20 protein-coding genes are annotated in these 23,802 nt (G+C 73.2%); 11 read left to right on the top strand and 9 right to left on the bottom strand.

Going from position 1 to position 23,802, the window contains the following annotated elements; genetic code table 11:
- Nucleotides 1-12: 12 nt before the first annotated feature.
- Nucleotides 13-759 carry a Fic family protein gene (locus GA0070215_RS15235; protein ID WP_091046552.1) on the bottom strand — a complete coding sequence of 249 codons (747 nt, stop codon included), beginning with the start codon at nt 757-759 and terminating at the stop codon, nt 13-15.
- Nucleotides 760-981: 222 nt separating this feature from the next.
- On the opposite strand from GA0070215_RS15235, the gene acs reads away from it, so the two are divergent.
- The 4 genes from acs (at nt 982) to GA0070215_RS15215 (ending at nt 7,329) form a co-directional block, all read left to right on the top strand.
- On the top strand, nt 982-2,970 hold the full coding sequence (gene acs / locus GA0070215_RS15230; protein WP_091046549.1) for an acetate--CoA ligase: 1,989 nt from the start codon (nt 982-984) through the stop codon (nt 2,968-2,970).
- A 388-nt stretch (nt 2,971-3,358) separates the two neighbouring features.
- A complete protein-coding gene (locus GA0070215_RS15225) occupies nt 3,359-5,761 on the top strand; it encodes an immune inhibitor A domain-containing protein (protein ID WP_167361521.1) in 2,403 nt (800 codons plus the stop codon).
- 177 nt (nt 5,762-5,938) lie between these two features.
- Nucleotides 5,939-6,277 carry a hypothetical protein gene (locus GA0070215_RS15220; RefSeq protein WP_091046542.1) on the top strand — a complete coding sequence of 113 codons (339 nt, stop codon included), beginning with the start codon at nt 5,939-5,941 and terminating at the stop codon, nt 6,275-6,277.
- Between the two features lie 119 nt (nt 6,278-6,396).
- On the top strand, nt 6,397-7,329 hold the full coding sequence (locus GA0070215_RS15215; RefSeq protein WP_018787785.1) for an alpha/beta fold hydrolase: 933 nt from the start codon (nt 6,397-6,399) through the stop codon (nt 7,327-7,329).
- A gap of 1 nt (nt 7,330) precedes the next feature.
- On the opposite strand, the gene GA0070215_RS15210 is transcribed toward GA0070215_RS15215, so the two are convergent.
- The gene (locus GA0070215_RS15210; protein ID WP_018787786.1) at nt 7,331-7,696 is read right to left on the bottom strand and encodes a hypothetical protein; all 366 of its coding nucleotides are present in this window, start codon (nt 7,694-7,696) and stop codon (nt 7,331-7,333) included.
- Nucleotides 7,693-10,737 (bottom strand): SseB family protein, encoded by a 3,045-nt coding sequence (locus GA0070215_RS15205; protein ID WP_091046668.1) that lies wholly within the window; start codon nt 10,735-10,737, stop codon nt 7,693-7,695. The genes GA0070215_RS15210 and GA0070215_RS15205 overlap by 4 nt, the downstream gene beginning before the upstream one ends.
- Nucleotides 10,738-10,889: 152 nt before the next feature.
- Between GA0070215_RS15205 and mycP the strand changes: the two genes are divergently transcribed.
- Nucleotides 10,890-12,104 carry a type VII secretion-associated serine protease mycosin gene (gene mycP / locus GA0070215_RS15200; protein ID WP_091046538.1) on the top strand — a complete coding sequence of 405 codons (1,215 nt, stop codon included), beginning with the start codon at nt 10,890-10,892 and terminating at the stop codon, nt 12,102-12,104.
- A 61-nt stretch (nt 12,105-12,165) separates the two neighbouring features.
- Here the strand turns inward: mycP and GA0070215_RS15195 are convergent, their stop codons facing one another.
- Nucleotides 12,166-12,459: a WXG100 family type VII secretion target gene (locus GA0070215_RS15195; RefSeq protein WP_013473567.1), complete on the bottom strand. Its 294-nt coding sequence runs from the start codon at nt 12,457-12,459 to the stop codon at nt 12,166-12,168.
- A gap of 20 nt (nt 12,460-12,479) precedes the next feature.
- On the bottom strand, nt 12,480-12,797 hold the full coding sequence (locus tag GA0070215_RS15190) for a WXG100 family type VII secretion target (protein WP_091046534.1): 318 nt from the start codon (nt 12,795-12,797) through the stop codon (nt 12,480-12,482).
- Nucleotides 12,798-13,041: 244 nt separating this feature from the next.
- Here GA0070215_RS15190 and eccE point away from each other — a divergent pair, with 244 nt between their 5' ends.
- The 4 genes from eccE (at nt 13,042) to rarD (ending at nt 16,803) form a co-directional block, all read left to right on the top strand.
- Entirely contained in the window at nt 13,042-14,844 is a 1,803-nt protein-coding gene (gene eccE / locus GA0070215_RS15185) for a type VII secretion protein EccE (protein ID WP_091046530.1), read from the top strand.
- A gap of 49 nt (nt 14,845-14,893) precedes the next feature.
- A complete protein-coding gene (locus tag GA0070215_RS15180; protein WP_026268456.1) occupies nt 14,894-15,280 on the top strand; it encodes a phage holin family protein in 387 nt (128 codons plus the stop codon).
- 105 nt (nt 15,281-15,385) lie between these two features.
- The gene (locus GA0070215_RS15175) at nt 15,386-15,874 is read left to right on the top strand and encodes a GNAT family N-acetyltransferase (protein WP_091046526.1); all 489 of its coding nucleotides are present in this window, start codon (nt 15,386-15,388) and stop codon (nt 15,872-15,874) included.
- Nucleotides 15,871-16,803 (top strand): EamA family transporter RarD, encoded by a 933-nt coding sequence (rarD, locus tag GA0070215_RS15170; RefSeq protein ID WP_091046523.1) that lies wholly within the window; start codon nt 15,871-15,873, stop codon nt 16,801-16,803. The genes GA0070215_RS15175 and rarD overlap by 4 nt, the downstream gene beginning before the upstream one ends.
- A gap of 82 nt (nt 16,804-16,885) precedes the next feature.
- Here rarD and GA0070215_RS15165 read toward each other — a convergent pair whose 3' ends face one another.
- Nucleotides 16,886-17,575 carry an anti-sigma factor family protein gene (locus tag GA0070215_RS15165; protein ID WP_018787793.1) on the bottom strand — a complete coding sequence of 230 codons (690 nt, stop codon included), beginning with the start codon at nt 17,573-17,575 and terminating at the stop codon, nt 16,886-16,888.
- Nucleotides 17,572-18,141 carry a sigma-70 family RNA polymerase sigma factor gene (locus GA0070215_RS15160; RefSeq protein ID WP_018787794.1) on the bottom strand — a complete coding sequence of 190 codons (570 nt, stop codon included), beginning with the start codon at nt 18,139-18,141 and terminating at the stop codon, nt 17,572-17,574. The genes GA0070215_RS15165 and GA0070215_RS15160 overlap by 4 nt, the downstream gene beginning before the upstream one ends.
- 169 nt (nt 18,142-18,310) lie before the next feature.
- Here GA0070215_RS15160 and GA0070215_RS15155 point away from each other — a divergent pair, with 169 nt between their 5' ends.
- Nucleotides 18,311-20,437, top strand: a complete 2,127-nt coding sequence (locus tag GA0070215_RS15155; protein WP_091046520.1) for a PhoX family protein — start codon at nt 18,311-18,313, stop codon at nt 20,435-20,437.
- Between the two features lie 111 nt (nt 20,438-20,548).
- On the opposite strand, the gene GA0070215_RS15150 is transcribed toward GA0070215_RS15155, so the two are convergent.
- Nucleotides 20,549-21,331, bottom strand: a complete 783-nt coding sequence (locus tag GA0070215_RS15150) for an IclR family transcriptional regulator (RefSeq protein WP_026268458.1) — start codon at nt 21,329-21,331, stop codon at nt 20,549-20,551.
- Between the two features lie 152 nt (nt 21,332-21,483).
- On the opposite strand from GA0070215_RS15150, the gene GA0070215_RS15145 reads away from it, so the two are divergent.
- Nucleotides 21,484-22,680 (top strand): MFS transporter, encoded by a 1,197-nt coding sequence (locus GA0070215_RS15145; protein ID WP_091046665.1) that lies wholly within the window; start codon nt 21,484-21,486, stop codon nt 22,678-22,680.
- A 76-nt stretch (nt 22,681-22,756) separates the two neighbouring features.
- On the opposite strand, the gene GA0070215_RS15140 is transcribed toward GA0070215_RS15145, so the two are convergent.
- The gene (locus GA0070215_RS15140; protein WP_018787798.1) at nt 22,757-23,797 is read right to left on the bottom strand and encodes a polyprenyl synthetase family protein; all 1,041 of its coding nucleotides are present in this window, start codon (nt 23,795-23,797) and stop codon (nt 22,757-22,759) included.
- Nucleotides 23,798-23,802: the final 5 nt, after the last annotated feature.

Here is a 23,802-nt window from a genome sequence, read left to right as displayed (position 1 = left end):
CCCCGGCACCCGTCAGGACGCGGCGAGGATCTCGTCGCCGATAAGCGTGATCTGGTCCGCGCCGACCTCCACCGCGCTCATGTAGTGCCGCAGCCAGGAGCGCAGGCCGTCGGGCGTGCCGGTGGCGAAGGCGCCGGCCGCGCCCACGTACTCCGGTTCGCGCTCGCGGTGCCCGACGTCCACCGCGACCAGCCCGCGGGGGTCGAACCCGGTGGAGATCAGCACCAGCCGGGCGGCCGCGCGGGCCACGACCCCGGACGGGCCTGGGAACGGGCGCAGGTTCAGCAGCTCGCCGTGTACGACGGCGGCCAGCACCAGCGGTGGCACCTTGGTGCCGCCGGCGACCAGGGCGGCCAGGCTGTCGAGGCGGGCCGCGACCACCGGGTCGGCGACCGGCCGGCCCAGTTCCTCCTCGGTCACCACGTCGCGGGCGGCGAGTACGTGCAGCCGGGCCAGCACCTGCCGGGGCGCCTTGGACCAGAGGTCGCTCAGCCCTGGCAGCGCCCCGGCGACCCGCAGCGCGCCCTGGAGCACCGGGTCGGTGACGGTGCCGGCGCGTACCTCCTCGCGGTCGTGGACGCGGCCCTCCAGCGCGGCGCTGGCCACTGCCGAGCGGAGGCTGACCTCGGCGGCGACCTGGCCGCCCTGGCGGCGCAGCGCGCGGTGCCGGTGGGCCTGGTCGACCCGGTCGCGGGCCTGCTCGACGGCGGGGGCGACGTCGGCGAGCGCGAGCAGCGGGGCGAGCGGATCGGTGGTCACCCCGTCACGCTAGCGACCGCCGGGCCCGTCGTACGGCCGGGGTTGTTAAGAAGGGGCCCTTCCTCTACCGGAGGCGTTAACAGGGGGCCCTTCCTTACACCTCGGCGCGGGGACCGGGCCGCTCGGCGCGCGGGGAGGGGCCGGACGGTCGCGGCCGGGGTACGGCGGGACTAACCTTCCCCGCATCAGGAGACGCAGGTCACGCGACGAAGGAGTCACCGCATGAGCGAGGCATTGGCCAACTTGCTGAACGAGACGCGCCAGTTCCCGCCGCCTGCCGAACTCGCCGCGAACGCCAACGTGACCGCTGTGGCGTACGAGGAGGCGGCCGGCGACCGGCTGGCCTTCTGGGAGCGCCAGGCCGGCCGGCTGGCCTGGGCCCAGCCGTGGGAGCAGGTGCTCGACTGGTCGAACGCCCCGTTCGCGAAGTGGTTCACCGGGGGCCGGCTCAACGTGGCGTACAACTGCCTGGACCGGCACGTCGAGGCGGGCCTCGGCGACAAGGTGGCGATCCACTGGGAGGGCGAGCCGGGCGACACCCGTACCGTCACCTACGCCGACCTGCACCGGCTCACCTGCCAGGCGGCGAACGCGCTGACCGAGCTGGGCGTGACCGCCGGTGACCGGGTGGCGATCTACCTGCCGATGATCCCGGAGGCGGCGGTGGCGATGCTCGCCTGCGCCCGGATCGGTGCCACGCACAGCGTGGTGTTCGGCGGCTTCTCCGCCGACGCGCTCACCAACCGGATCCAGGACGCCAGCGCCAAGGTGGTGATCACCGCGGACGGCGGCTTCCGGCGGGGCAAGCCGTCGGCGCTCAAGCCGACCGTGGACGAGGCGGTGGCGAACTGCCCGTCGGTGGAGCACGTGCTGGTGGTGCGGCGTACCGGTGAGGAGGTCGCCTGGTCGGCGAAGGACCACTGGTGGCACGAGACGGTGGAGACGGCGTCGCCGGAGCACGAGGCGCAGGCGTTCGACGCCGAGCACCCGCTGTTCATCCTCTACACCAGCGGCACGACCGCCCGCCCGAAGGGCATCCTGCACACCACCGGCGGCTACCTGACCCAGGCGTCGTACACCACGCACGCGGTGTTCGACCTGAAGCCGGAGACGGACGTCTACTGGTGCACCGCGGACATCGGCTGGGTGACCGGGCACTCCTACATCGTGTACGGCCCGCTCTCCAACGGCGCCACCCAGGTCATGTACGAGGGCACCCCGGACACCCCGCACAAGGGCCGGTTCTGGGAGGTCGTCGATAAGTACAAGGTGACCATCCTGTACACCGCGCCGACGCTGATCCGCACCATGATGAAGTGGGGCGAGGACATCCCGGCCGGGTACGACCTGTCGTCGCTGCGCCTGCTCGGCAGCGTCGGCGAGCCGATCAACCCGGAGGCGTGGATCTGGTACCGGCAGCACGTCGGCCGTGGTGAGCTGCCGGTGGTGGACACCTGGTGGCAGACCGAGACCGGCGCCATCATGATCTCCCCACTGCCGGGCGTGACCGAGGCGAAGCCCGGCTCGGCGATGGGCCCGCTGCCCGGCATCGTCGCCGACGTGGTCGACGACCAGGGCCAGTCGGTGCCCAACGGTGGCGGCGGATACCTGGTGCTGACGGAGCCGTGGCCGTCGATGCTGCGGACGATCTGGGGCGACGACGACCGGTTCCTGGAGACGTACTGGTCCCGGTTCGGCGCGGGCGCCAACCTCGGTGACGAGTGGGTCTACTTCGCGGGCGACGGCGCCAAGAAGGACGACGACGGGCACATCTGGCTGCTCGGCCGGGTGGACGACGTGATGCTGGTGTCCGGCCACAACATCTCCACCACGGAGGTGGAGTCGGCGCTGGTCAGTCACCCGTCGGTGGCGGAGGCGGCGGTGGTCGGCGCGACCGACCCGACCACCGGCCAGGCGATCGTCGCGTTCGCCATCCCGCGGGGCAGCGCGGAGACCTCGGGCGAGCAGGGCGAGCAGCTCATCGCCGAGCTGCGTAACCACGTGGCGAAGGCGCTCGGCCCGATCGCCAAGCCGCGGCAGATCATGCTGGTGCCGGAGTTGCCGAAGACCCGCTCCGGGAAGATCATGCGCCGTCTGCTGCGGGACGTGGCGGAGAACCGGTCGCTGGGCGACGTGACCACGCTCCAGGACTCCTCGGTGATGGACCTGATCTCGTCGGGGATGAGCGGCGGGAAGTCCGACGAGGACTGACGACGACGTACGACGAAGGGGCGGGTCGCCGGGCGGTCCGCCCCTTCGTCGTATCCGGGGGATCCGGGCCGGTCGATCGGTTGGCCCGTGCCTGAACTGATCGGCCGGAGGGCCTGCTCAAGGCTTCCGCGCAGGTTTTTAATCCATAACTGTCACTGCATTTCAAGATCCGGCCATCGTCACTGGTCAACAACTCGGTGACGGACTGGCTTGTGACGGTGAAAAGCATTCCCAACAAAAAGTTGCTACAAATCGACGCACACGTCTTCCCACCAGTCGCAGCAGTGTCTATGTTCACCCTTGTCCCACTAGTGGGACGTTCCACCGGCCCGTACCCCCAGTTGGGCCGGTTCCCTCACACCGGAGGTACCACGTGCGCAAAGTCGCAGTGGGTCTGCTCGGGCTTTCGCTGACCGCGACGGGACTGGTGGCAGGCACGTCCGCCAGCGCCGCGCCGACGCCGAAGCTGCCGGCCGCCGCCCCGTCGGTGGCCGAGCCTGCGCAGGCTGAGCACGACCTGCCCAACCCGCTCGAGGAGAAGCGGCGCGCGCTGCGCCAGGAGGGCCTCAGCGAGGTCCTGTCCGGCAGGGCGAAGGCCCAGAAGATCAACGGCAGCACAGTCGTCAAGGTCGGCGAGCGGGCTGCCGAAGGTGCCGCGGCGGGCAGGTCCGCCAAGAGCACCAAGGCAGGCAAGGGTCCGACCAAGGACCAGTACGTCGAACTCTCCCGCGAGCGGACCGACAAGATCTTCGTCATCCTCGCGGAGTTCGGCGACGAGCGGCACCCGGACTACCCGGACCAGGACACCGACCCGGGCACCCCGGGCCCGACCCGGTTCGACGGTCCGCGCGTCAACCAGATCCCGGAGCCCAACCGGGCGGTGGACAACTCCACCGTGTGGCAGGCCGACTACAGCGCCGACCACTTCCGGAAGCTCTACTTCGGCACCGCCCCGGGTGACGAGTCGCTGAAGCAGTACTACGAGGCCCAGTCCTCGGGTCGGTACAGTGTCGACGGCGAGGTCACCAACTGGGTCAAGGTGCGCTACAACGAGGCCCGCTACGGCCGTTCCGACGGCTACCCGTGCGCGTCGAGCGTCTGCACCAACACCTGGGCCCTGGTCCGCGACGCCGCCAACCAGTGGGTCGCCGACCAGAAGGCGCAGGGCCGCTCCGACGCGGAGATCGCCGCGGACGTCAAGGCGATGGACGAGTGGGACCGGTACGACTTCGACGCCGACGGCAACTTCAACGAGCCGGACGGCTACATCGACCACTTCCAGATCGTCCACGCCGGCGGCGACCAGGCCGACGGTGACCCGTACCAGGGTGAGGACGCCATCTGGAGCCACCGGTGGTACGCCTTCGCCAGCGACCAGGGCAACACCGGCCCGGCGAACTTCCCGGCCGGCGGTACCCAGATCGGCAACACCGGCGTCTGGATCGGTGACTACACGATCCAGCCGGAGAACGGTGGCCGGAGCGTCTTCTACCACGAGTACGGCCACGACCTCGGTCTGCCGGACGACTACAACGTGGTCAGTGGTGGGGACAACAACAACGAGCACTGGACCCTGATGGCCCAGAGCCGGCTCGGCGCCAAGAACGACGGCGGCATCGGCGAGCGCGGTGGCGACCTCGGCGCCTGGAACAAGCTCCAGCTCGGCTGGCTCGACTACGAGGTGATCGTGGCCGGCCAGAAGCGCACCCTGGAGTTGGGCCCGCAGGAGTACAACTCCAACAAGGCCCAGGCCGCCGTGGTGGTACTGCCGCAGCGGGAGTACACGTTCCAGAACGGCAAGCCGTTCGAGGGTACGAAGCAGTTCTTCTCGGGCAACGAGGACGACCTGAACACCACGATGACGCGCACTCTCGACCTCACCGGGAAGACCAGTGCCGCGCTGTCGATGAAGGGTCGCTACAGCATCGAGGCGGACTACGACTACCTGTTCTTCGAGGCGTCCACCGACGGTGGCCAGACCTGGACCTCGCTGCCCGGTACGGTAAACGGCGACCCGCTGAAGGAGATCTCCCCCGGGCGCTACGCCCTGGACGGCTCCAGCAACGACCAGTGGGTCGACATCAACATCCCGATGGACGCGGCCGCCGGCAGCGTCGTGCAGTTCCGGCTCCGCTACCAGACGGACGGCGGTGTCTCCGAGGGCGGCTTCTACGGTGACGCGATCACCGTGACCGCCGACGGCCAGACGGTTCTCTCCGACGGCGCCGAGGCTGGTGCGGACGGCTGGACCCTCAGCGGCTTCAGCGTCGTCGAGGAGACCTACACCCGTAAGTTCGACAACTACTACATCGCCGGCAACCGGTCGTACGTCTCGTACGACAAGTACCTCAAGACCGGCCCGTACTACTTCGGCTACGCGAACACCCGCCCGGACTACGTGGACCACTACGCGTACCAGGAGGGTCTGCTGATCTCCTACTGGAACCTCCGGTTCGCGGACAACGACACGTTCGCGCACCCGGGTGAGGGTCGGAACATGATCATCGACGCGCACCCGCGGCCCATCTACAACCTGACCGGCAACCCCTGGAGGGCCCGCGTCCAGGTCTACGACGCGCCGTTCAGCCTGAAGAAGGCCGACTCGTTCACGCTGCACATCAACAGCCAGCCGCAGTACATCCGCGGCCAGGCGGCGCAGCCGCTGTTCGACGACACCAAGAAGTACTGGTACCCGGAGCTGCCGAACCACGGCGTCAAGCTCCCGGCCACCGGCACCAAGATCAAGGTTCTGGAGCAGAACGGCACCTCGATGAAGGTCCGCTTCTCCTGATCCACTGATCGACGCACCACGCGATGCCCGGGCGGTGAACCGCCCGGGCATCGCCCCTTCCGGGAACGCGGCACGCCCCATCCGCGTCCCATCCCGGGGGACGCCCCGCACCACGCCGCCGACCGCCTTCGCGACGGCGCTGCCCGCAGGTGCGCTCACGGCCGAGACGGAGGATCAGTGCCCGACGACCAGCAGCCGGCCGCGAGCGGCGCGACCTCGCCCGCCGACCGCCCCACGCCGCGGTCCGCCACCGACCTGCCGACGCTGCGCCGGCCCGCCGGCCCGCCGAGGAAACCGACCGACAACCGGCCCACAGGCGTCGTCGCCGGCTGGATCACCAGGGGCGGGTCCGGACCGTGCTACGGGCTGATGGACGAGAACGGCACCGAGTACGCGGTGTACGGCCCGAACGCCGGCGAGCTGCGCAAGGGCGAACTGGTCACACTCCGGCTGACCGCCCGGGACCGCTCCGTCGACTGCGGACCCGGCATCCCGATGCGGATCATCGAGGAGTGACGAACGGCAGCGGCACCCGCACGCGTCCGGGCGTCCGGGCCGGGTGACCGCCCGGAGAAATCCCTGATCCTCGTCACCTGCGGGTCCGGTGGGTGACCGGCGGTCCTAGGCTGTGCCCCATGACCGACCAGCGCGGCGGACCCGTCGACGAGTCCTGCGTCCTGCCCGAAGGGCCGTGGACGCACCGGTTCGTCGGCGCCAACGGCAGCCGGTTCCACGTCGTCGAGGCGGGCACCGGCCCGATGGTGCTCTTCCTGCACGGCTTCCCCGAATACTGGTACGCCTGGCACGAGATGCTGCCGGCGGTCGCCGACGCGGGCTTCCGCGCGGTCGCTGTCGACCTGCGCGGTTACGGCGCGAGCGACAAACCACCCCGGGGGTACGACGGCTACACGCTCGCCGCTGACGTCGCCGGCCTGATCCGGGCGCTCGGTGAGCGGTCCGCCACAGTGGTCGGCACCGGCGCGGGCGGGCTCATCGGCTGGACCGCCGCCTCCTTCCACCCGACCCTGGTCCGGCGGCTCGTGGTGCTCGGCGCGCCGCACCCGCTGCGGCTGCGCGCGGCCATCTTCGCCGACCCGCGCGGGCAGTTCACCTCGGCCACCGCGACGCTGAAGTTCCAGCTCCCCCGCTACGAGCACGTCCTGGCGCGGGACGGCGCCGCCGAGGTGGAGGAGATCCTGCGCCGGTGGGGCGGCCCCCGCTGGGTGTCCGGGCCCGACTTCGCCGACTACGCCCACTGCTGCCGGGTGGCGATGCAGATCCCGCAGGCCGCGTTCTGCGCGATGGAGGGCTACCGGTGGGCGTTCCGCTCGGTGCTGCGGCTGCACGGCTACCGCTTCGTGAAGCTGATGCAGAAGCCGCTGGTCACGCCGACCCTGCAACTGCACGGCGCGCTCGACCAGGCCTCGCTCCCCCGCACCGCCCAGGGCTCCGGCCGCTACGTCACCGCCCCGTACGAGTGGCGGCTGCTCGACGACGTGGGCCACTTCCCGCACGTGGAGGCCCGGGACGTGGTGCTCGGCGAGATCCTGCGCTGGGCGAAGTCCTGACTCAGACCCGCTGCTCGCCCAGGTCGGCCACCTGGGTCGCGGGCGCCCAGCCCTGGTAGACGCCGAAGTCGAACGCCTCCAGCCCCATCGCCTCCGCCACCGGCCAGCGCCCGCCGGTGTACTCCAGCCGCAGCCAGCCGTCGTGCTCGGCGAGCACGATGAACGGCTGTCCCTGCCAGGTGCAGGTGGTCCGTACGTACGCCAGATCCTCCACCTCGGCGGCCGGCACCACCCGGACGTACCGGCCGGGGCGTACCTCGGTGAAGCCTTCGCCGGGTCCGGGCTGGTAGAGGCGGATGTCGTCGCCGTCGGGGCTGGCCTGGTACTCCCGCCCGCGCCAGCGGGCCACGTAGCCGTCGCGGGTCACGCCTCGCCCGCCTTCCGCCACAGCAGTTCGTCGGTGTCCAGGACCGCTACCAGCTTGCTGTCACCGTCCGCGCCGACCCGCCACAGCTCGGCGCCGTGCGGGAGCCGGGCGCTGTCCACCTTGAACTCGGCGATCACGTCGCTGCTCTCCCCTGGCGCGAAGCCGTTGCCGCGGAACGGGGGCCGCTCGATCACCCAGCCCTCCATCGCCCGCATCGCCGCCTCGTTCGGGCCGCCGTAGGGGATCCGGTAGAGGCTCGGCCGGTGGGCGGGCCAGCGCAGCAGGTAGATCTCCTCGTCGTCCGGCGAGAACGGCGAGCCGGGGTGGCCGAGGCCGAGCGCCTGGTACAGCTCCGCCGGGGTACGCAGGTGCGCCAGTTCCCCGGCGCGGTGCACGAATCCGGAGACCCGGTCGTAGCCACGCTCCAGGTAGTACGCGAGCTGGCTGGCCGCGATCACCTTCTGCATGGTGACCGGCCGGTTCGCGGCGATCGTGGGCACCTCCGGGCGCTGCCGCTCCGCCGGCTGCGGCGCGGAGGCCGGCTCCGGGTCGTCGCCGAGACCCACTTCGGCCGCCCAGTTGGCGAGCGCGAGGACCTGCTCTCCTGGATACGTCGCGCCGACCGGGCTGCCCGGGTTGACCCGGAACGACCAGGCCACGTCCGGCCACCGGCGGATGAGCTGGACGAACTTGACCCGTACCGTCTCGATCCGGCCCTCGGTGTGTTCGGCCAGGCGTTCCGGTGAGGTGTAGACCGAGACGCACATCCCGCCCTCGACCTGATCCGCGTGCCAGACGAAGCCGCTGTCACCCGGGCGGCTGTCGGCCGCCGAGTCGGGCGCGACCGGCAGCAGCACCCGGGCCAGCAGCAGGGTGGTGAGGAAGCCGTCGGTGCTGCCGCTGCCCGCGGCGGCCAGCAGGTCCTCCTCGACGTCGTTCGCCGGCACGAATTCGGCGGCCGTCCCGTCGCCCGACGGCGGATCGTCAGTCGTTTCGAGGGCCGCGGGCTCCGCCGTGTCCGGCGCCTGCGTGGACAGCGCCACGGTCGGCTCACCGGTCGCGAACAACGAGGTGGTGACCGGCTCGTCGCCGGTCGCGGGCTCGAAGAGGGACACGGTCGGCTGTTCCGCCGGCACAGGGTCGGACAGGGACACGGTCGGCTGTTCCGCCGGCACGGGGCCGGACAGCGGCGCGGTCGGCTCCGCCGTCGCCGGTTCGAACAGCGAGACCGTGGGCTCGGCGTCGGTGAGGCCGGGAATCGGCGCGGTCGGCTCGGCTGACGACGCGGGTGCGAAAAGCGACACCGTCGGTTCGGCCTCGGCCGACGGGGACGACGCGAACAGCGGCGCGGTGGCGTCCGCTGCGGGAGCCGGCGGCTCGAACAGGGACGTCGTGGACTCGGACTCCGACGCGAGCGACACAGTCGGCTCGTCGGCCGGCGCACCCCGGTCGGTCACACCGGTGGCCCCGGTTCGGCTCGGCGTCGGCTCGGTGACGTCCACCGTGTCGTCGGCGACCGGCGGGTCCACGGAGAGCGACATGGTCGGGTCGGCGCCGGCCCACGGCGTGGCCGCGTCTTCGGCCGGTTCCGCGCGCACCGGACCGGCCGGCTGCGGGGACCAGAGCGGCGCGGGCTCGGTCAGGTCACGGGCCTCGACGACGGTGCCCTCGATGACGATGGGTGTGAAGTCGCGGCGTGAGACGGGCGGCGCGGAGACCGGTTCGGCGATCGACGGAGGCAACTCCTCCACCGGCTCGTCGAGCTTCTCCCACCGGGTCGTCCCGCCCTCGGTACCGTCCGGCGCGGCCCCCCACCCGTCAGCGGTGGCGGGGCCGGCGTTCGTCGCCGCGCCCGGCGCTGCGTCGGCCGGTCCGGCGTGGCGGCGGGGCAGCGCCTCGGTGGCGTCCTCGGGCGGGCGGGCCGGGCGGAACGCCTGAGTCGCCTCCTCCGGCCGGGGCACGGCCGACGACTCGTCGCTCCGGGCCGGGAAGGCGTGGGTCGGGCCCTCGCGTACCGGCTCGTTCAGCGGCCGTCTGCGCGGAAACGGCTGCCCGCCGGCGAACCGGGTCGGCGGGGCGGCTCGGTCGCCGGCCCGGCGCGACGGGTCCAGCGACGACGGGCGCCGGGCCGAGCGGCCACCGGACGAGGGCTCGAAGAACGAGCGGGAGGGCGGCGGTGCGGCGGCCACCGGTGACTCGTCTTCGGGTGCGGCCGGGTCGGCGGCGAAGGGGTCCGGCTCGTCCGGGCGACGACGCAGATCGGTGAGCCAGCCGTCGAGGGCGTCCGTGCCCGATTCGGCGCCGGGGGCGGCCCGGCTCGGGACGTCGCTGTCCGGCGCGCGGCGGCGGGGCGCCACGCTGGGCAGCCGCCGTCCCAGGACCGAGGCGGCCCGCATCGGCACCGTGGCCGGCTCGTCGGTCTCCATCAGCCGCTCGTCGTCCCGGCCGGGCGCACCGGCAACCGGCGGCACGACCGGAGGCGGAACAGCGGCCGGCGGCACGGGAGCAGGGGGCACGACGGCAGGGGGTACGGGAGCAGGCGTGACGGCGGTCGGTGGGACGGGCACGGCGGGCGGGCGGGGTGCGGCTTCGGGCACCGTGTTCCGGGCTCTCCGGGTCGCGTTCTCCACCCGTTCCAGCCGGGCGCGGGCACCCATCGTCCGGCCGGGCAGCCGGACGTCGCCCCGGGAGAGCTGCGCCACGTACCAGGCGGGCAGGTAACCCTCGATCGGCAGGCCGGGGTTTACCGCGAGCCACCACTCGGGGTTGGGCCAGCCGGCCGCCAGATCCGGGTAGGCGACGCGACGGGTCGGCCCCGCGTTCTCCCCCAGGCTCGTGCGCATCGCGACGACGGAGGTGAAGGCCAGCACGTGGGTGCGGCCTCCGGAGGTCCAGGTGCCCCACCCGGCGGTCGGCCCGCTCGCGACCGGAAGCAGGAGATCGACACGGGTCAGCGCCCGGAAGTACTGCTGCTGGTCCTGCGCTCGCAGCGCGTCCCGCATCGCCACCTCGGCCTCGGTGGCCGGCTCCCATCCGGTCACGGCCACCTCTCCTTCCGCGAACAGGCCACAGGCATCGCCTACAACCTACAAGGTGACAGCAAGATCAGGACTCCTGGCCATCGACGGCCGGCCCCGACGTGGACGAGCCGCTAACATCCCGTTCCGGAGCCGACACGATACGGAGGTCGTCGATGTCCCGGCCAGTCGCGTACCCCGCCGTGGCCGTCCTGGCGACGCTCCTCGTCACGGCGGTTCCGGCCGCACCGGCGGCGGCTCGCGCGCCGGCCGGTTGCGCCTCGCCGCCCGCGCCGGCCCGGCCGGTCGCGGGCGAGCCGTGGCCACAGCAGCGGTACGCTCCGGACCGGCTCACCCCGCTCGCGACAGGTGCCGGGATCCTGGTCGCGGTCGTCGACTCGGGGGTGGACCGGTCCCACCCGCAGCTGACCGGCCGCGTTGTCGACGGCGCCGACTTCCTCGACCGGGGCGGGGACGGCACCCGGGACTGCGCCGGCCACGGCACCGGGGTGGCGAGCATCATCGCCGCCGCGCCGCAGCCCGGTGTCGCGTTCCGCGGTCTCGCGCCGGACGCGCGCATCCTGCCGGTACGGGTCAGCGAGCAGCAGGTCGTCGAGGGGCGGGAGTCGGGGCGTACGGTCGACGCGGCCGGGTTCGCCCGGGCCATCCGCTGGGCCGTGGACCACGACGCCGACGTGCTCAACCTCTCGGTCGTGCTGTACGCGGACGACCCGGCCGTACGCGCCGCCGTCGCCTACGCCGTGCGGCGGGACGTGGTAGTGGTGGCCGCCGCCGGAAACCTGCACGACAACGGGGATCCCCGACCCTATCCGGCGGCGTACGAGGGGGTGCTCGGCGTCGGCGCGATCGGGCGGGACGGGACACGCTCCGCGTTCTCCCAGACCGGCCCGTACGTGGACGTGGTCGCACCGGGCAGCGAGGTGCTGATGGCGGCGCCCCGGGCGGGACACCAGCGGGCGGAGGGAACCAGCTACGCCACTCCGTTCGTGGCCGGCACTGCCGCGTTGCTGCGCCAGTACCGGCCCCGGCTGAGCGCGGACGAGGTGGCCGGCCGGATCGTGGCCGCCGCCGACCCGGCGCCGGGGCGGGACGCGGGCTACGGCGCCGGCGTGCTCAACCCGTACCGGGCGGTGACCGAGTCGGCCGGCGCGCCGGATTCCCGCCCCCAGCCGGGCGCCGCGCTTCCCGCCGACCGGCCGGATCCGGCAGCGCTGGCCCGCGGCTCCCGCCGGGACGCGGCCCGGGACCGGGCGGTGCTGGCCGCCGCCGTCGCGGGCGGAGCGGTGGTGCTCGTGGCGGCGTTGGCCCTGGTGCTGCCGCGCGGCGCACGCAGGCGGTGGCGGGCGGCGGACCCGGCCGCTCCGAGGTGATCACCGGCCAGGTGCGGCGCCGCGCGGCCCGGGTCACCCGACCGGGCCGCGCGGTGCCGGTTCACTGGAACAGGTTGGCGTTGCGCTTCTCGGTGTCGAGGTAGTCGGTCGCGGAGTCCTCGACGGCGAGCTTGATGTCACGCAGCATCGCCTGGAGGTCCTGCGAGGCGGCCCGCCAGCGGGACTGCCGCACCTCGTACGCCTCGCGGGCCTCGCCGTTCCAGCTCGCCACCAGCGGGGCGGCGTCGCGTTCGAGCTGACCGAGCTGGCTCTCCAGCGTGGACAGCGCCCGTTGGATGTCGGCACCCGCCTGTTGCAGGGCGGCGAAGTTGACGACCAGCACACCGTGCTCCATGGATTCGTTCCTTCCGGTTGTCAGAGCGGCAGCTGGATGCCGCGGTTGGTGCCCGCCACCCGGCCGGCGGCCTCGGTGTCGGAGACGTCGTAGTGGTGGCCGGCGCTGCGGATCGCGGTGGCGGTCTCGCGCAGGGCGCGCTGGAGGGCTGCCTGGTCCTGCGCCCACTGCTGCTTGACCTGGGCGAAGGAACGCCCACCGGCGCCCCGCCAGGCCTGTTGCAACACCTCCAGCTCGGCCATCAGGCCGCTGAGCATGGTCTGGAGCGACTGGTCGACCTGCTCGAACTTCGCGGCGGTCTGCTGCATCACCGCGGCTTCTGCCTGGGTCTGGGACATCCCGGACGTCACCTCGTCTCCTCGGTCGTGGCTGGCCACCGTGTGACCACCGTGGACTCGTCGGCGGGAGTCCGGGGCCGGTGGAGGGGAAGCCCGGCGGCGGCGGACACGCAACTCGACGATTTCGTCGCTGACGGTAGCCGTCCGACTTCGGTTCTGCCACCCCTTCGGGCTCCCCTGTGGACAACTCGGCGACTACGATGAGCCACGGCAGCGTCACGCGGAGGCCCGGCGAGGAGGTGCGGTGACCGCGAGCACGTCCGAGCGGCCTGCGTCGGCCCCGGTCCGCTCACCACAGTGGACGAGCCGCCCGGCCGCCCGGCTGCGCTCCGGCCAGGTCGTGGCGACCCAGGTCGCCGCGGCATTGCTGATCGCGGCCGCCGGGCGGGGTGTGGTGCCGACGGCCGTCGCGTTGCTGTCGGCGACACTGCTGCTGCCGGCCGCGTGGGTACGGTTACGCGGGCGCTGGCTGCACGAGTGGCTCGTCACCGCCGCCGCGTACCTGACCCGGCGGCGCGCCCTGGCACCGGTGGCCGATCCGGCGGCGCTGCTGGAGTTGCTCCGGCCGGGCTCGGTGATCGGCGTGACGGAGGCGTCCGGCGGCGCGGCAGTGCTGCACGACGCCGCCGGACTGACCGCGCTGCTGGAGCTGGGCGACCCGGACGACCTGCTCGGCGACCACGCCCACGAGCTACCCACGCCGTTCGACCTGCTTCCCCCGACCGGCCCGGACGCCCCCGCGGTCCGGCTGCAACTGGTGTTCTCGTCGTCGCCCGCACCGGCGCCCGCTGTCGCCGCCGGTCCGGCCGGGACGTCGTACCGCCGGCTCACCGACGGGCGGGTGGCCGGGCGGGCGCGCGTGGTGCTGGCCGTCCGGGTGCTGCGCGCCGAAGGCTGGCCGGACGAGGACCTCTCGCGGGCCCTGTCCGGCACCCTGCGGCGACTCGTCCGCCGGCTCGGCCCGCTCACCGCCCGGCCGCTGGGCGGCGACGCGGCGCTGCGGGTGATCACCGAACTGGCCCACCACGAGCCCGGCGTCCCGGTACGGGAGACCTGGCCCCAGCTCTCGGTGGGTGGTCTGACGCAGGCCACCTGGCGACTGCGCCGGTGGCCGGATCCGCGTGGCGAGGCGACCCGAGGGCTGATCGGACGGCTGCTCGCGCTGCCGGCCACCGCCACCACGGTCGCGCTCACCGCCGGACCGCGCACCGGCACCGCACCGGTCCCGGCCGAGCTGGCGGTACGGGTGGCGGCCGGGAGCGCGGCCGAACTGTCGACGGCGGAGCGCACGCTGCGCCGGATCGTGGGTGACGTCGGCGGCGCGTGGCGCCGCCTCGACGGTGAGCACCTGGCCGGGCTGGCCGCCACGCTGCCGTTGGCGGTGTCCGGTGGGGCCGCGTCCCCGGCCGGGTCGCCGCCACCCGCACTCGACCTGCCCCCGACCACCGCCGGGCTGATGGTGGGCGCGAACCGGCACGGCGCCGCGCTCACCGTCCGCCTGTTCCGCCCGGCCACGACCCGGGTGCTGCTGGTCGGCGGTGTGCCCGCGGCGCAACTGCTCGCGCTGCGGGCGCTGGCGCTCGGCGCGCGCGTGGTGGTGCAGACCGGCCGTCCCCGGTTCTGGGAACCGTTCGTGCGGGGTGTCGGGACGGTCGGCGGTGGCGTACCGCTGCTCCCGCCGGGCCGCCCGGTCGGTGGCGCGCCCGGCTCGCCGCTGCACCCGCTGTTGGTGGTGGTGGACGCCGGGCCGGTGCCGCCGGAGGCCGGACCGGCAGCCGCCTGGCAGTCGGTGCTGGTGGTCCGCGACGAGCTGACCCCGGCCGACACGCCCGCGCTGGCCCGCGCCGACCTGGCGGTCCTTCAGCCGCTCGACCCGGACGAAGCCGCCCTGGCGGGCGCGGCGCTGGGTCTGGGCGGCTCCGCGGAGTGGCTGACCCGGATCCGCGACGACATGGTGGCGGTGGTCAACCGGCGGGCCCTGCGCTGGGCGCTGCTCTCGCCCACGCCGGTCGAGTCGCAACTGGTCGGTCGGCCCGCCCGGCACTGACTGGCCGCACGACTTCCCCTGGTGGTACGGCCGTGGCACGATCCCGGCCATGGGTTTCCTGAAGAGTCTACTGATTCGCGTGGGTTCGACGGCGGTGGCGTTCTGGCTCGCCACGCTACTCATCCCGGGCATCTCGCTCGACTCCGGCTCGGCCACCGAGACGGTGATCACGCTGGTGCTCGTCGCGGTCATCTTCGGCGTGGTGAACGCGGTGCTCCAGCCGATCATCAAGACCGTGGGGTGCGGCTTCTACCTGCTGACCCTCGGCCTGATCGCGCTGGTCGTGAACGGCCTGCTCTTCCTGCTCACCAGTTGGATCGCCGGTGAGGCCGGACTGCCCTTCCACGTGGACGGGTTCTGGCCGGAGGCGGTGCTGGGCGCGCTCTTCGTCGGCATCGTCACCTGGATCCTCGGCGCCGTCCTCGACCGCGACTGACCCCGGGGCCCCGGCCGGTCGCCGTGGTGACCGGCCGGGGCCACCAGGCCAGCAGCAGGGAATTGGCTGGCGAGAGGGCCGGGCGGGGGTACTAGCCTCGGCCGCGTGTTCACAGTAACCCGCGCGGACGGCTACGAGATCAGTACCGACCCGGACCGGATCGACCTGGACCGGGTGCACGTCTGGCTCGCCACCGACGCGTACTGGGCGCTGGGGCGGGACCGGGAGACGGTGGTGCGCGCCTTCGCCGGCTCGACCGGCTTCGGCGTCTACCGGCCCGGCGACGGACGGCAGGTGGCGGTCGCCCGGGTGGTCACCGACGGCGCCACGTTCGCCTGGCTCTGCGACGTGTACGTGGACCCGGCCGAGCGGGGCCGCGGGCTCGGCACCTGGCTGGCCGGCGCGGTCCGCGACCACCTGGGCGAGCTGGGCGTACGCCGGATCCTGCTGGCCACGCTCGACGCGCACGAGGTCTACGCGAAGATCGGCTTCCGGCCGGTCGCGGCGGATCTGTGGATGGAGCTGGATCAGCGGGTGACGCCGGTCACCGATAAGGACCAGGAAAACGGTTCACCACTTACAGTGAAGCGGTGAACCCGCTCCGGCTCGGCTACCTGTACGGCGTCGGCGCGTACCTGATCTGGGGTTTCTTCCCGATCTACCTGAAGCTGCTGCGCCCGGCCGGGCCGGTGGAGATCCTCGCGCACCGGATCCTGTGGTCGGTGGCGTTCGTGGCGTTGCTGCTGGCCGCCACCCGGCACGGCGGCTTCCTGCGCAAGCTGGCCCGGCGGCCCCGGGCGCTCGCCGGCATCGGGCTCGCCGCCGCGCTGATCGCCGTCAACTGGGGTACGTACATCTACGGTGTCAACTCCGACCGGGTGGTGGAGACGGCGCTCGGCTACTTCATCAACCCGCTGGTGTCGGTGCTTTTCGGCGTGCTCGTGCTGCGGGAACGGCTGCGTCGGGCCCAGTGGGCGGCACTCGGCGTCGGCGCACTCGCGGTGGCGGTGCTCACCGTCGACTATGGCCGCCTGCCCTGGCTGGCGCTCACCCTGGCGTTCAGCTTCGCCAGTTACGGCCTGGTCAAGAAGCGGCTCGCGTTGCCCGCCACGGAGGGGCTGTTCGTCGAGTCGGCGGTGCTGGCGCTGCCCGCCATGGCGTACCTGGGGTGGCTGTCGGCGCGCGGCGACTCGACGTTCGGGCACGTCTCGGCCGGGCACACCGCGCTGCTCGTGCTCGCCGGTGCCGCCACCGCGACCCCGCTGCTGCTGTTCGCCGGGGCGGCGAACCGGCTGCCCCTGTCCACTGTCGGCATGCTGCAGTACCTCGCCCCGATCCTCCAGCTCGGCTGCGGCGTGCTGATCTTCCACGAGCCGATGCCGCCGGCCCGGCTGGCCGGGTTCGCGCTGGTCTGGCTCGCCCTGGTGGTCTTCACCGCCGACGCGCTGCGCCACTCCCACCGCACCCGCGTGACCGCCCGCACCGCCGCCGTCCCGGCCCCCACCCCCACCCCGTCCCGCTGATCTTGCACTTGCTGCCCAGGCAAAGGGGCGAGAACGCCCGCACCGAGGGCCAGAAGTGCAAGACGACGGGAGGGGAGGCGGGTCAGCGAAGGTCGTAGGCCAGGACTGGGGAATTCGCGCCCCGGAGCAGCTCCAGGCGGACCAGCTCACCCTTGGTGAAGCGGGTGACGCCGGAGAAGCGCAGGTCGTCACCGGGGGCGGCCAGCCAGGAGCCGATCTGCTCCGTCGCGCCGTCCGGGCCGTGCGCCACCAGCCGGAACGTGTACGCCTCCCGGTGCCCGGCCCGCCTGTCGTACCCGCAGTGCATGGTGACCTCGGTGCCCCACGGCGTCTCGGTCAGCCCCACCTCGGCGTGCACCGGCACCGTCCCGGCCACCGGCCGCATGGAGGCCAGCGCCACCGGCGGCTTCGACGGCTCGGCCGGCGACTGCACCAGCCCCACCCCGACGCCCGCCAGCACGGCGAGCGCGGCGGCGGCGAGCGCCGTCAACGCGTACCGCCGGCGGGAGCGGGACCGGTCGCGGCGCTTGCGCTCGCGCGCGGCGTCGAGCAGCGCGGGCACCCGCGACGTCTCCGGCCCGACCTCCAGGAACTGCTCCAGCCCGGCCGGGTCGAGCCGCCCCAGCAGCCCGGGCAGCACGGCGATCTCGGCCACCGCCTCCCGGCACTGCGCGCAGCCGGCCAGGTGCCGCTCGTAGGCGACGCGGTCCGCCGGGGTGAGGGCGCCGAGCACGTACGCCCCGTCGTCGTGCGCGAACTCGCAGCGTGTCATCCGGTCACCCCCATCTCGGCCAGCGCCAACCGTAGTGAGCGCAGCGCGTAGTGGGTACGCGACTTCACCGTGCCCGGTGGTACGCCCAGCCGCGCCGCCGCCTCCGCCACCGAACGCCCCTGGTAGAAGCACTCGACCAGCACCTCCCGGTGGGTCGGGCTGAGCCGGTTGAGCGCCTCGGCGACGGTCCACGCCTCCACCGCGCGCTCGGTCTCGTCGACCGTCTCGGCGGTCTCCGGCAGCTCGTCCGTGTACACCTCACCCACCCGGGCCGAGCGCCGCCGCCACGCGTCGATCGCGAGGTTCCGCGCAGTGGTGAACAGCCAGGCGCGTACCGAGCCGCGCCGCGGATCCAGCGACTCGGGATGCCGCCAGGCACGCAGCAGCGTCTCCTGCACCAGGTCCTCGGCGCGCGTCCGATCGCCGTTCACCAGCCGCAGGGCGTGCGCGTACAGCGCGTCGGCATGTTCGTCGTGCAGGGCGCGCAGCAGCTGGGCGTCGTGGTCGCTGATGGCGGTACCTCGCTTCCGGCGGCGGGGAAACCGGCGATGCGTTCGCCCTTCCATACGTGCCGTGACGCCGAACGGTTCATCCGCAGGTCAGCGCGGAGCTGTTCACGTCCGGTTCAGGTCCGGGCCGATCGCCGCTCACCGTGCCCTGGCAGCGTCCGGCGGGTGGGCGCGCGGGCCGATCAGCCGTGCGCCTTCCGACATTGAGATCAGGAGGCACCACCTCATGAGCGACCGGCCTCGCCTGCTTCCGCTGCTGGGTGGCACCCGCCACGGCAGCCGCGACGCGATGACCTGTCTGTACCGGTGCGGCAACGCGTGTGACCACCCGGTGCCCAACCCGACCGACAACCCGTACTTCGGCGACGTGGTCGACACCGAGATCTCCCGGCGCGGCGTGGTCCGGGCCGGCGCGGTCGGCGCGCTGGTGCTCGGCTTCGGCGGTGCCGCCGCGGGCGCGCTCGCCGGCGCCGCACCGGCCGCCGCCGCCCCCGCCGCCCCGCCCGCACCCGGCGGCGGCGAGGTGGCCGCCACCGGCGCGGGCCGCCCGGGTAGCGGCGCACTGACGTTCAAGCCGATCCCGCCGAACAAGCTCGACACCCTCGTGGTCCCGAACGGGTACGACCACTCCGTCGTGATCCGCTGGGGTGACGAGGTGGTGCCCGGCGCGCCCGCGTTCAGCCTCGGCCGGCAGACCGCCGCCGCCCAGTCCAAGCAGTTCGGCTACAACAACGACTTCGTCGGCGTGCTCCCGATCGACCGCCGCCGCGCGCTGCTCGTGGTGAACCACGAGTACACGAACGAAGACCTGATGTTCCCCGGCTTCACCAGCCAGGACGCGCTCACGGTGGAGCAGGTGCGGATCGCGATGGCCGCGCACGGCATGTCCGTGGTGGAACTGGAGCGGGTGGAGAACACCGGGCAGTGGCGGCCGGTACGGCGCGGCCGGCGCGAGTACAACCGGCGGGTCACCGCACTGGCCACGAAGTTCGAGCTGACCGGCCCGGCCGCCGGCTCGCCGTGGCTGCGTACCGCCGCCGACCCGAAGGGCCGGACGGTGATCGGCACGCTCAACAACTGCGCCGGTGGCGTCACCCCGTGGGGCACCGTCCTCTCCGGCGAGGAGAACTTCAACCAGTACTTCGTCGGCGGCGACGGGGTGCCGGAGGAGCAGAAGCCGAAGCTGGCCCGCTACGGCATCCCGACCGACGTGCGCCACCCGAGCGGCAGCCGCAAGTGGGAGCGGGCGGACGAGCGGTTCGACCTGGCCAAGCACCCCAACGAGGCGAACCGGTTCGGCTGGATCGTCGAGATCGACCCGTTCGACCCGCAGGCCAAGCCGCGCAAGCACACCGCGCTGGGCCGGTTCAAGCACGAGGGCGCGAACGTCATCGTGGCACGCAACGGCCGGGTGGTCGCGTACATGGGTGACGACGAGCGCTTCGACTACCTTTACAAGTTCGTCTCGGACAAGAAGTTCATGCCGGGCAGGTCCGCGGTGGCGCGGCGGCACAACCTGACGCTGCTGGAGTCCGGCACGCTCTACGTCGCGAAGATCGAGGGCGACAGCCCCGCCGCCGAGATCGACGGTTCCGGCACGCTTCCGGCCGACGGCGGGTTCGGCGGCCGAGGCCGCTGGATCAAGCTGGTCAGCGGCAACCGCTCGTACGTCGACGGCATGACCGCCGCAGACGTGCTCACCTTCACCCGGCTGGCCGGGGACAAGGTCGGCGCCACCAAGATGGACCGGCCCGAGGACGTCGAGCCGAGCCTGCTCACCGGCAAGGTCTACGTGGCGCTGACGAACAACAGCGACCGCGGCAAGGCCGGCAAGGCGCCCGCCGACGAGGCGAACCCGCGCAACAGCAACCGGCACGGGCAGATCCTGGAGCTGGTCGAGGACCGCGGCGACAACACCGCCGAGACCTTCGCCTGGTCGCTGCCGATCGTCTGCGGCGATCCGGCCGACGCCTCGACCTACTTCGCCGGGTACGACAAGACGAAGGTCTCGCCGATCTCCTGCCCGGACAACGTCGCCTTCGACGCCACCGGCAACCTGTGGATCTCGACCGACGGCAACGCACTGGGCAGCAACGACGGCCTGTTCGCCACGGCCGTCGAAGGTCCGGAGCGGGGTCACCTGAAGCAGTTCCTCACCGTACCGCTGGGCGCGGAGGCCTGCGGCCCGTTCATCACCGACGACAACCGTTCGGTCTTCGTGGCGGTGCAGCACCCGGGCGAGGTCACCGGTGCGTCGGTGGAGAACCCCGCCTCCACCTGGCCGGACGGTGCCTTCGCCAAGCCCGGCGTGGTGGTCACCTGGCGCCTCGACGGCGGCCCGGTCGGTAGCTGACCCATCCCGGGAGCGGTCCGGCGCTGGACCGCTCCGCGCGGGGCCGTCGACCCACCAGGTCGGCGGCCCTGCGTCAGTTCTGGGAGGCGATCCCGTCGGCGACGGCGCTCGTCAGTTCTCCGAGGCGATCCCGTCGGCGATGGCGCGGGCGGCGGTGAGCAGCTTGGCGCGGACCACCCGGGCGGAGGTCATCATCTCGCCGGCCGGAAGCGCGCAGGCCAGCACCACCCGGCGCTCGATGTCCTTGTCCGGGGCCACGAGCACCGCGGCGCACGCCACGCCCTGCCGGAACTGCCCCAGCTCCAGCTGCATGCCACGCCGGTCCCCGGCGGCCAGGTCGGCCTCGAACGCCTCGACCGTGGTGAGGGTGGCGGTGGTGAACGGGCGCATGCCGTACTCGCGCAGGTAGCGGAAGCGCTGTTCGGTGGTGAGCGTGGCGAGCAGGCTCTTGCCGAGCGCGGTGGCGTGCGCGCCCTCGTCGAAGCCGGGCACGAGGTCTTCCATGTAGGGCGAGCGCGGCCCCTCGGCGGACGCGGTCACCGCCACCTGCCCGCCGACGAAACGGCCGAGGTAGTGGCTCCAGCCGGTGTCCGACGCCGCGCGACGCAGCGCCTCGCCCACCGCAGGCGGCCCGCGGAACGCGGTGACCAGCTCGCGGTAGCGGTCGGCCACCTCCAACCCCACGATGTACGTCCCGTCTTCGCGCCGGATCACGTAGCCCTCGTACGCGAGCGTGCGCACCAGGTGGTAGGTGGTGGCGACGGTCAGCTCGCAGCGCCGGGCGATCTGCTTCACGGTGAGCCCTCTCGGCGCACGGCCGACCGACTCAAGGACTCGAAGCGCGCGTGACACGCTGCGGATCAGGTCCGAAGGTTCCGCCAAGGGGTCGCGCACAACCACCTCCGCCGCCGGGGACTTACACCATATGAAAAACCGGCCGAGTGCGAAATGCCTGTTCGGATGGAGAATGCCAGAAGACCGGACACGGAACGTGTGTCGACGGACACGATGAGCAGCCAGAACGTCCGGCGTAAGGTGTGCTCGCGATGACCGAAACAGTTTCGCGAGCCGCTCCTCCGGCGTCCCGTCACGCCGTCACGGTCGGCGCCGGCGCCACGCTCACCACGATCGCGTGCGTCCTGCCCGTCTTCCTGGTCGGTGGGCTCGCCGTCCAGCTCGCTGACGAACTCCGCTTCAGCCCGGCCGGGCTGGGCCTGGCCGTCTCGATCTACTTCGGGGTGAGTGCACTCACCTCGGTGCCCTCCGGCGCGCTGGTCGAACGCTTCGGCCCGGCACCGGTCGCACGGGCCGCCGTCCTGCTCTCCGCCGCCTCGCAGCTCGCCGTGGCCGGGCTCGCCCGGTCATATCCGGTCCTGGTGGTGCTGCTGGCCCTCAGCGCCGCCGCCAACGCCCTCGGGCAGCTCGCCAGCAACGCCGCCCTGGCCGAGCACGTACCGACCCACCGGCAGGGCCTCTCGTTCGGTGTGAAGCAGGCCGCCGTACCGGCAGCCACGCTGCTGGCCGGTCTGGCGGTCCCCACCGTCGCGCTCACCGCCGGCTGGCGCTGGGCGTTCGTGGCAGCCGCCGTGGCCGCGCTCGCGGCGCTACCGGCCGTGCCCCGGTCCGGGCGGGACCAGCGCACCCGGACCGCCTCCGGCCGCCGTCCCGGCGGCACCGGCCCGCTCATGGTGATCGGGCTGGCCGCGACGCTCGCCGCCGCCGCGGCGAACGCCCTCGGCACGTTCCTCGTCGACTCGGCGGCGGCGCGGGGCCTCTCCCCCGGCCTGGCCGGGCTGACGCTGACCCTGGGCAGCGTGGTGTGCGTGCTCGCCCGCGTCGCCGTCGGCTGGCTGGCCGACCGGCGCACCGGCGGGCACGTGGGGCTGATCGCCGGGATGCTGCTGACCGGCTCGATCGGCCTGATCCTGCTCGCGGTGGCCGGTTCGGCACCGCTGGTCGCGGGCGTGGTGTTCGGCTTCGGTCTCGGCTGGGCCTGGCCGGGGCTGATGAACTTCGCCGTGGTCCGGCTCCACCCGCAGGCGCCGGCCGCCGCCACCTCGATCACCCAGACCGGCGTGTACGCGGGCGGCTGTCTGGGCCCGCTCGGCCTGGGCGCGCTGGCCGGCGCGGCGGGCTACCCGGCGATGTGGCTCACGGCCGCCGCGGCGATGTTCCTGGCCGCCCTCCTGATGCTGCTGGGTGCCCGTCTCCTGCGCCCCCGCCCCACCCCCACCCTCCCCTGACCCCCGCGCGGCGACGAGAGCCCGGACGGGCGGCGACAGAGCGAGGGGGTGAGGGCAGCGCGAGGGGGCGAGGGGGTCAGCTGGTGCGGTCGGCGATGTAGTCGCAGAGCGACTCCAGCGCGCGACGCGCCGGGCCCTCCGGAAGCGGAGCCAGCCGGGCCCGTGCGTCCTCGGCGTAGCTGCGCACCGTCTCCCGGGCGCGCTTGAGCGCCGGGGACTCCCGCAGCAGGCCGAGCGCCTCGGCGTGCAGCGCGTCGTCCACCAGCGGGCCGCTGGCCAGGATCTCGCGCAGCCGTACGCTCGCCGCGTCCGCGTCGTCGGAGGCCATCGCGTAGAGCACCGGCAGGGTGGGCACGCCCTCGCGCAGGTCGGTGCCGGGCGTCTTGCCGGACTGCACCGACTCGCTGGCGATGTCCAGCAGGTCGTCGGAGAGCTGGAACGCGACGCCGATGATCTCGCCGTACTCGGCCAGGGCCTCGACGTGCGCGGGCGCGGCGCCGCCGAACATGCCACCGAAGCGGGCCGAGGTGGCGATGAGCGAGCCGGTCTTCTCGGCGATCACGTGCAGGTAGTGCGCGACCGGGTCGGTGCCGCGCGGGCCGACCGTCTCGGCGATCTGGCCGTGCACCAGCCGGGCGAACGTGCGCGCCTGAAGGCGTACCGCCTCGGGGCCCAGGTCGGCGGCGATGTCCGCGGCCCGGGCGAAGAGGTAGTCGCCGACCAGGATGGCCACCGAGTTGGTCCAGCGGGAGTTGGCGCTCGGGGCGCCACGCCGCACCGCGGCCTCGTCCATCACGTCGTCGTGGTAGAGGGTCGCCAGGTGGGTGAGCTCCATCACCACGGCGGCGGGGACGACCTGGGCGGCGTCCGGGTCACCGAACTGCGCGCCGAGCGCCACCAGCAGAGGGCGGAACCGCTTGCCGCCGGCCTCGACCAGATGCCGGGACGCCTCGGTCACCAGCGGATCGGCGCTCGCCACGCTCGCCCGCAGGCTCGCCTCGACCCGGTCGAGCACGCCCAGCACCGAGGCTTCGACGCGCGGGTCGGCGAGGTGCAGGCCGAGCGCGCCGAACTGACCTGAACGCTCGCCAGCCGGGTTCGCCACGTCCTCAACCATGCCAC

The sequence above is a fragment of the Micromonospora marina genome, from assembly GCF_900091565.1.
GTDB classification, from domain to species: Bacteria; Actinomycetota; Actinomycetes; order Mycobacteriales; family Micromonosporaceae; genus Micromonospora; species Micromonospora marina.
The sequence above is the reverse complement of the archived record's forward strand: the minus strand, read 5'-3'. Positions and strand labels throughout refer to the sequence as shown.

Coding starts and splice junctions, on each gene's coding strand:
- acs (WP_091046549.1), top strand. CDS start 982: ATGAGCGAGGCATTGGCCAACTTGCTGAACGAGACGCGCCAGTTCCCG.
- GA0070215_RS15145 (WP_091046665.1), top strand. CDS start 21,484: ATGACCGAAACAGTTTCGCGAGCCGCTCCTCCGGCGTCCCGTCACGCC.
- GA0070215_RS15195 (WP_013473567.1), bottom strand. CDS start 12,459: ATGGAGCACGGTGTGCTGGTCGTCAACTTCGCCGCCCTGCAACAGGCG.
- GA0070215_RS15180 (WP_026268456.1), top strand. CDS start 14,894: ATGGGTTTCCTGAAGAGTCTACTGATTCGCGTGGGTTCGACGGCGGTG.
- GA0070215_RS15190 (WP_091046534.1), bottom strand. CDS start 12,797: ATGTCCCAGACCCAGGCAGAAGCCGCGGTGATGCAGCAGACCGCCGCG.
- mycP (WP_091046538.1), top strand. CDS start 10,890: ATGTCCCGGCCAGTCGCGTACCCCGCCGTGGCCGTCCTGGCGACGCTC.
- GA0070215_RS15160 (WP_018787794.1), bottom strand. CDS start 18,141: ATGGAAGGGCGAACGCATCGCCGGTTTCCCCGCCGCCGGAAGCGAGGT.
- GA0070215_RS15165 (WP_018787793.1), bottom strand. CDS start 17,575: ATGACACGCTGCGAGTTCGCGCACGACGACGGGGCGTACGTGCTCGGC.
- GA0070215_RS15155 (WP_091046520.1), top strand. CDS start 18,311: ATGAGCGACCGGCCTCGCCTGCTTCCGCTGCTGGGTGGCACCCGCCAC.
- GA0070215_RS15215 (WP_018787785.1), top strand. CDS start 6,397: ATGACCGACCAGCGCGGCGGACCCGTCGACGAGTCCTGCGTCCTGCCC.
- GA0070215_RS15140 (WP_018787798.1), bottom strand. CDS start 23,797: ATGGTTGAGGACGTGGCGAACCCGGCTGGCGAGCGTTCAGGTCAGTTC.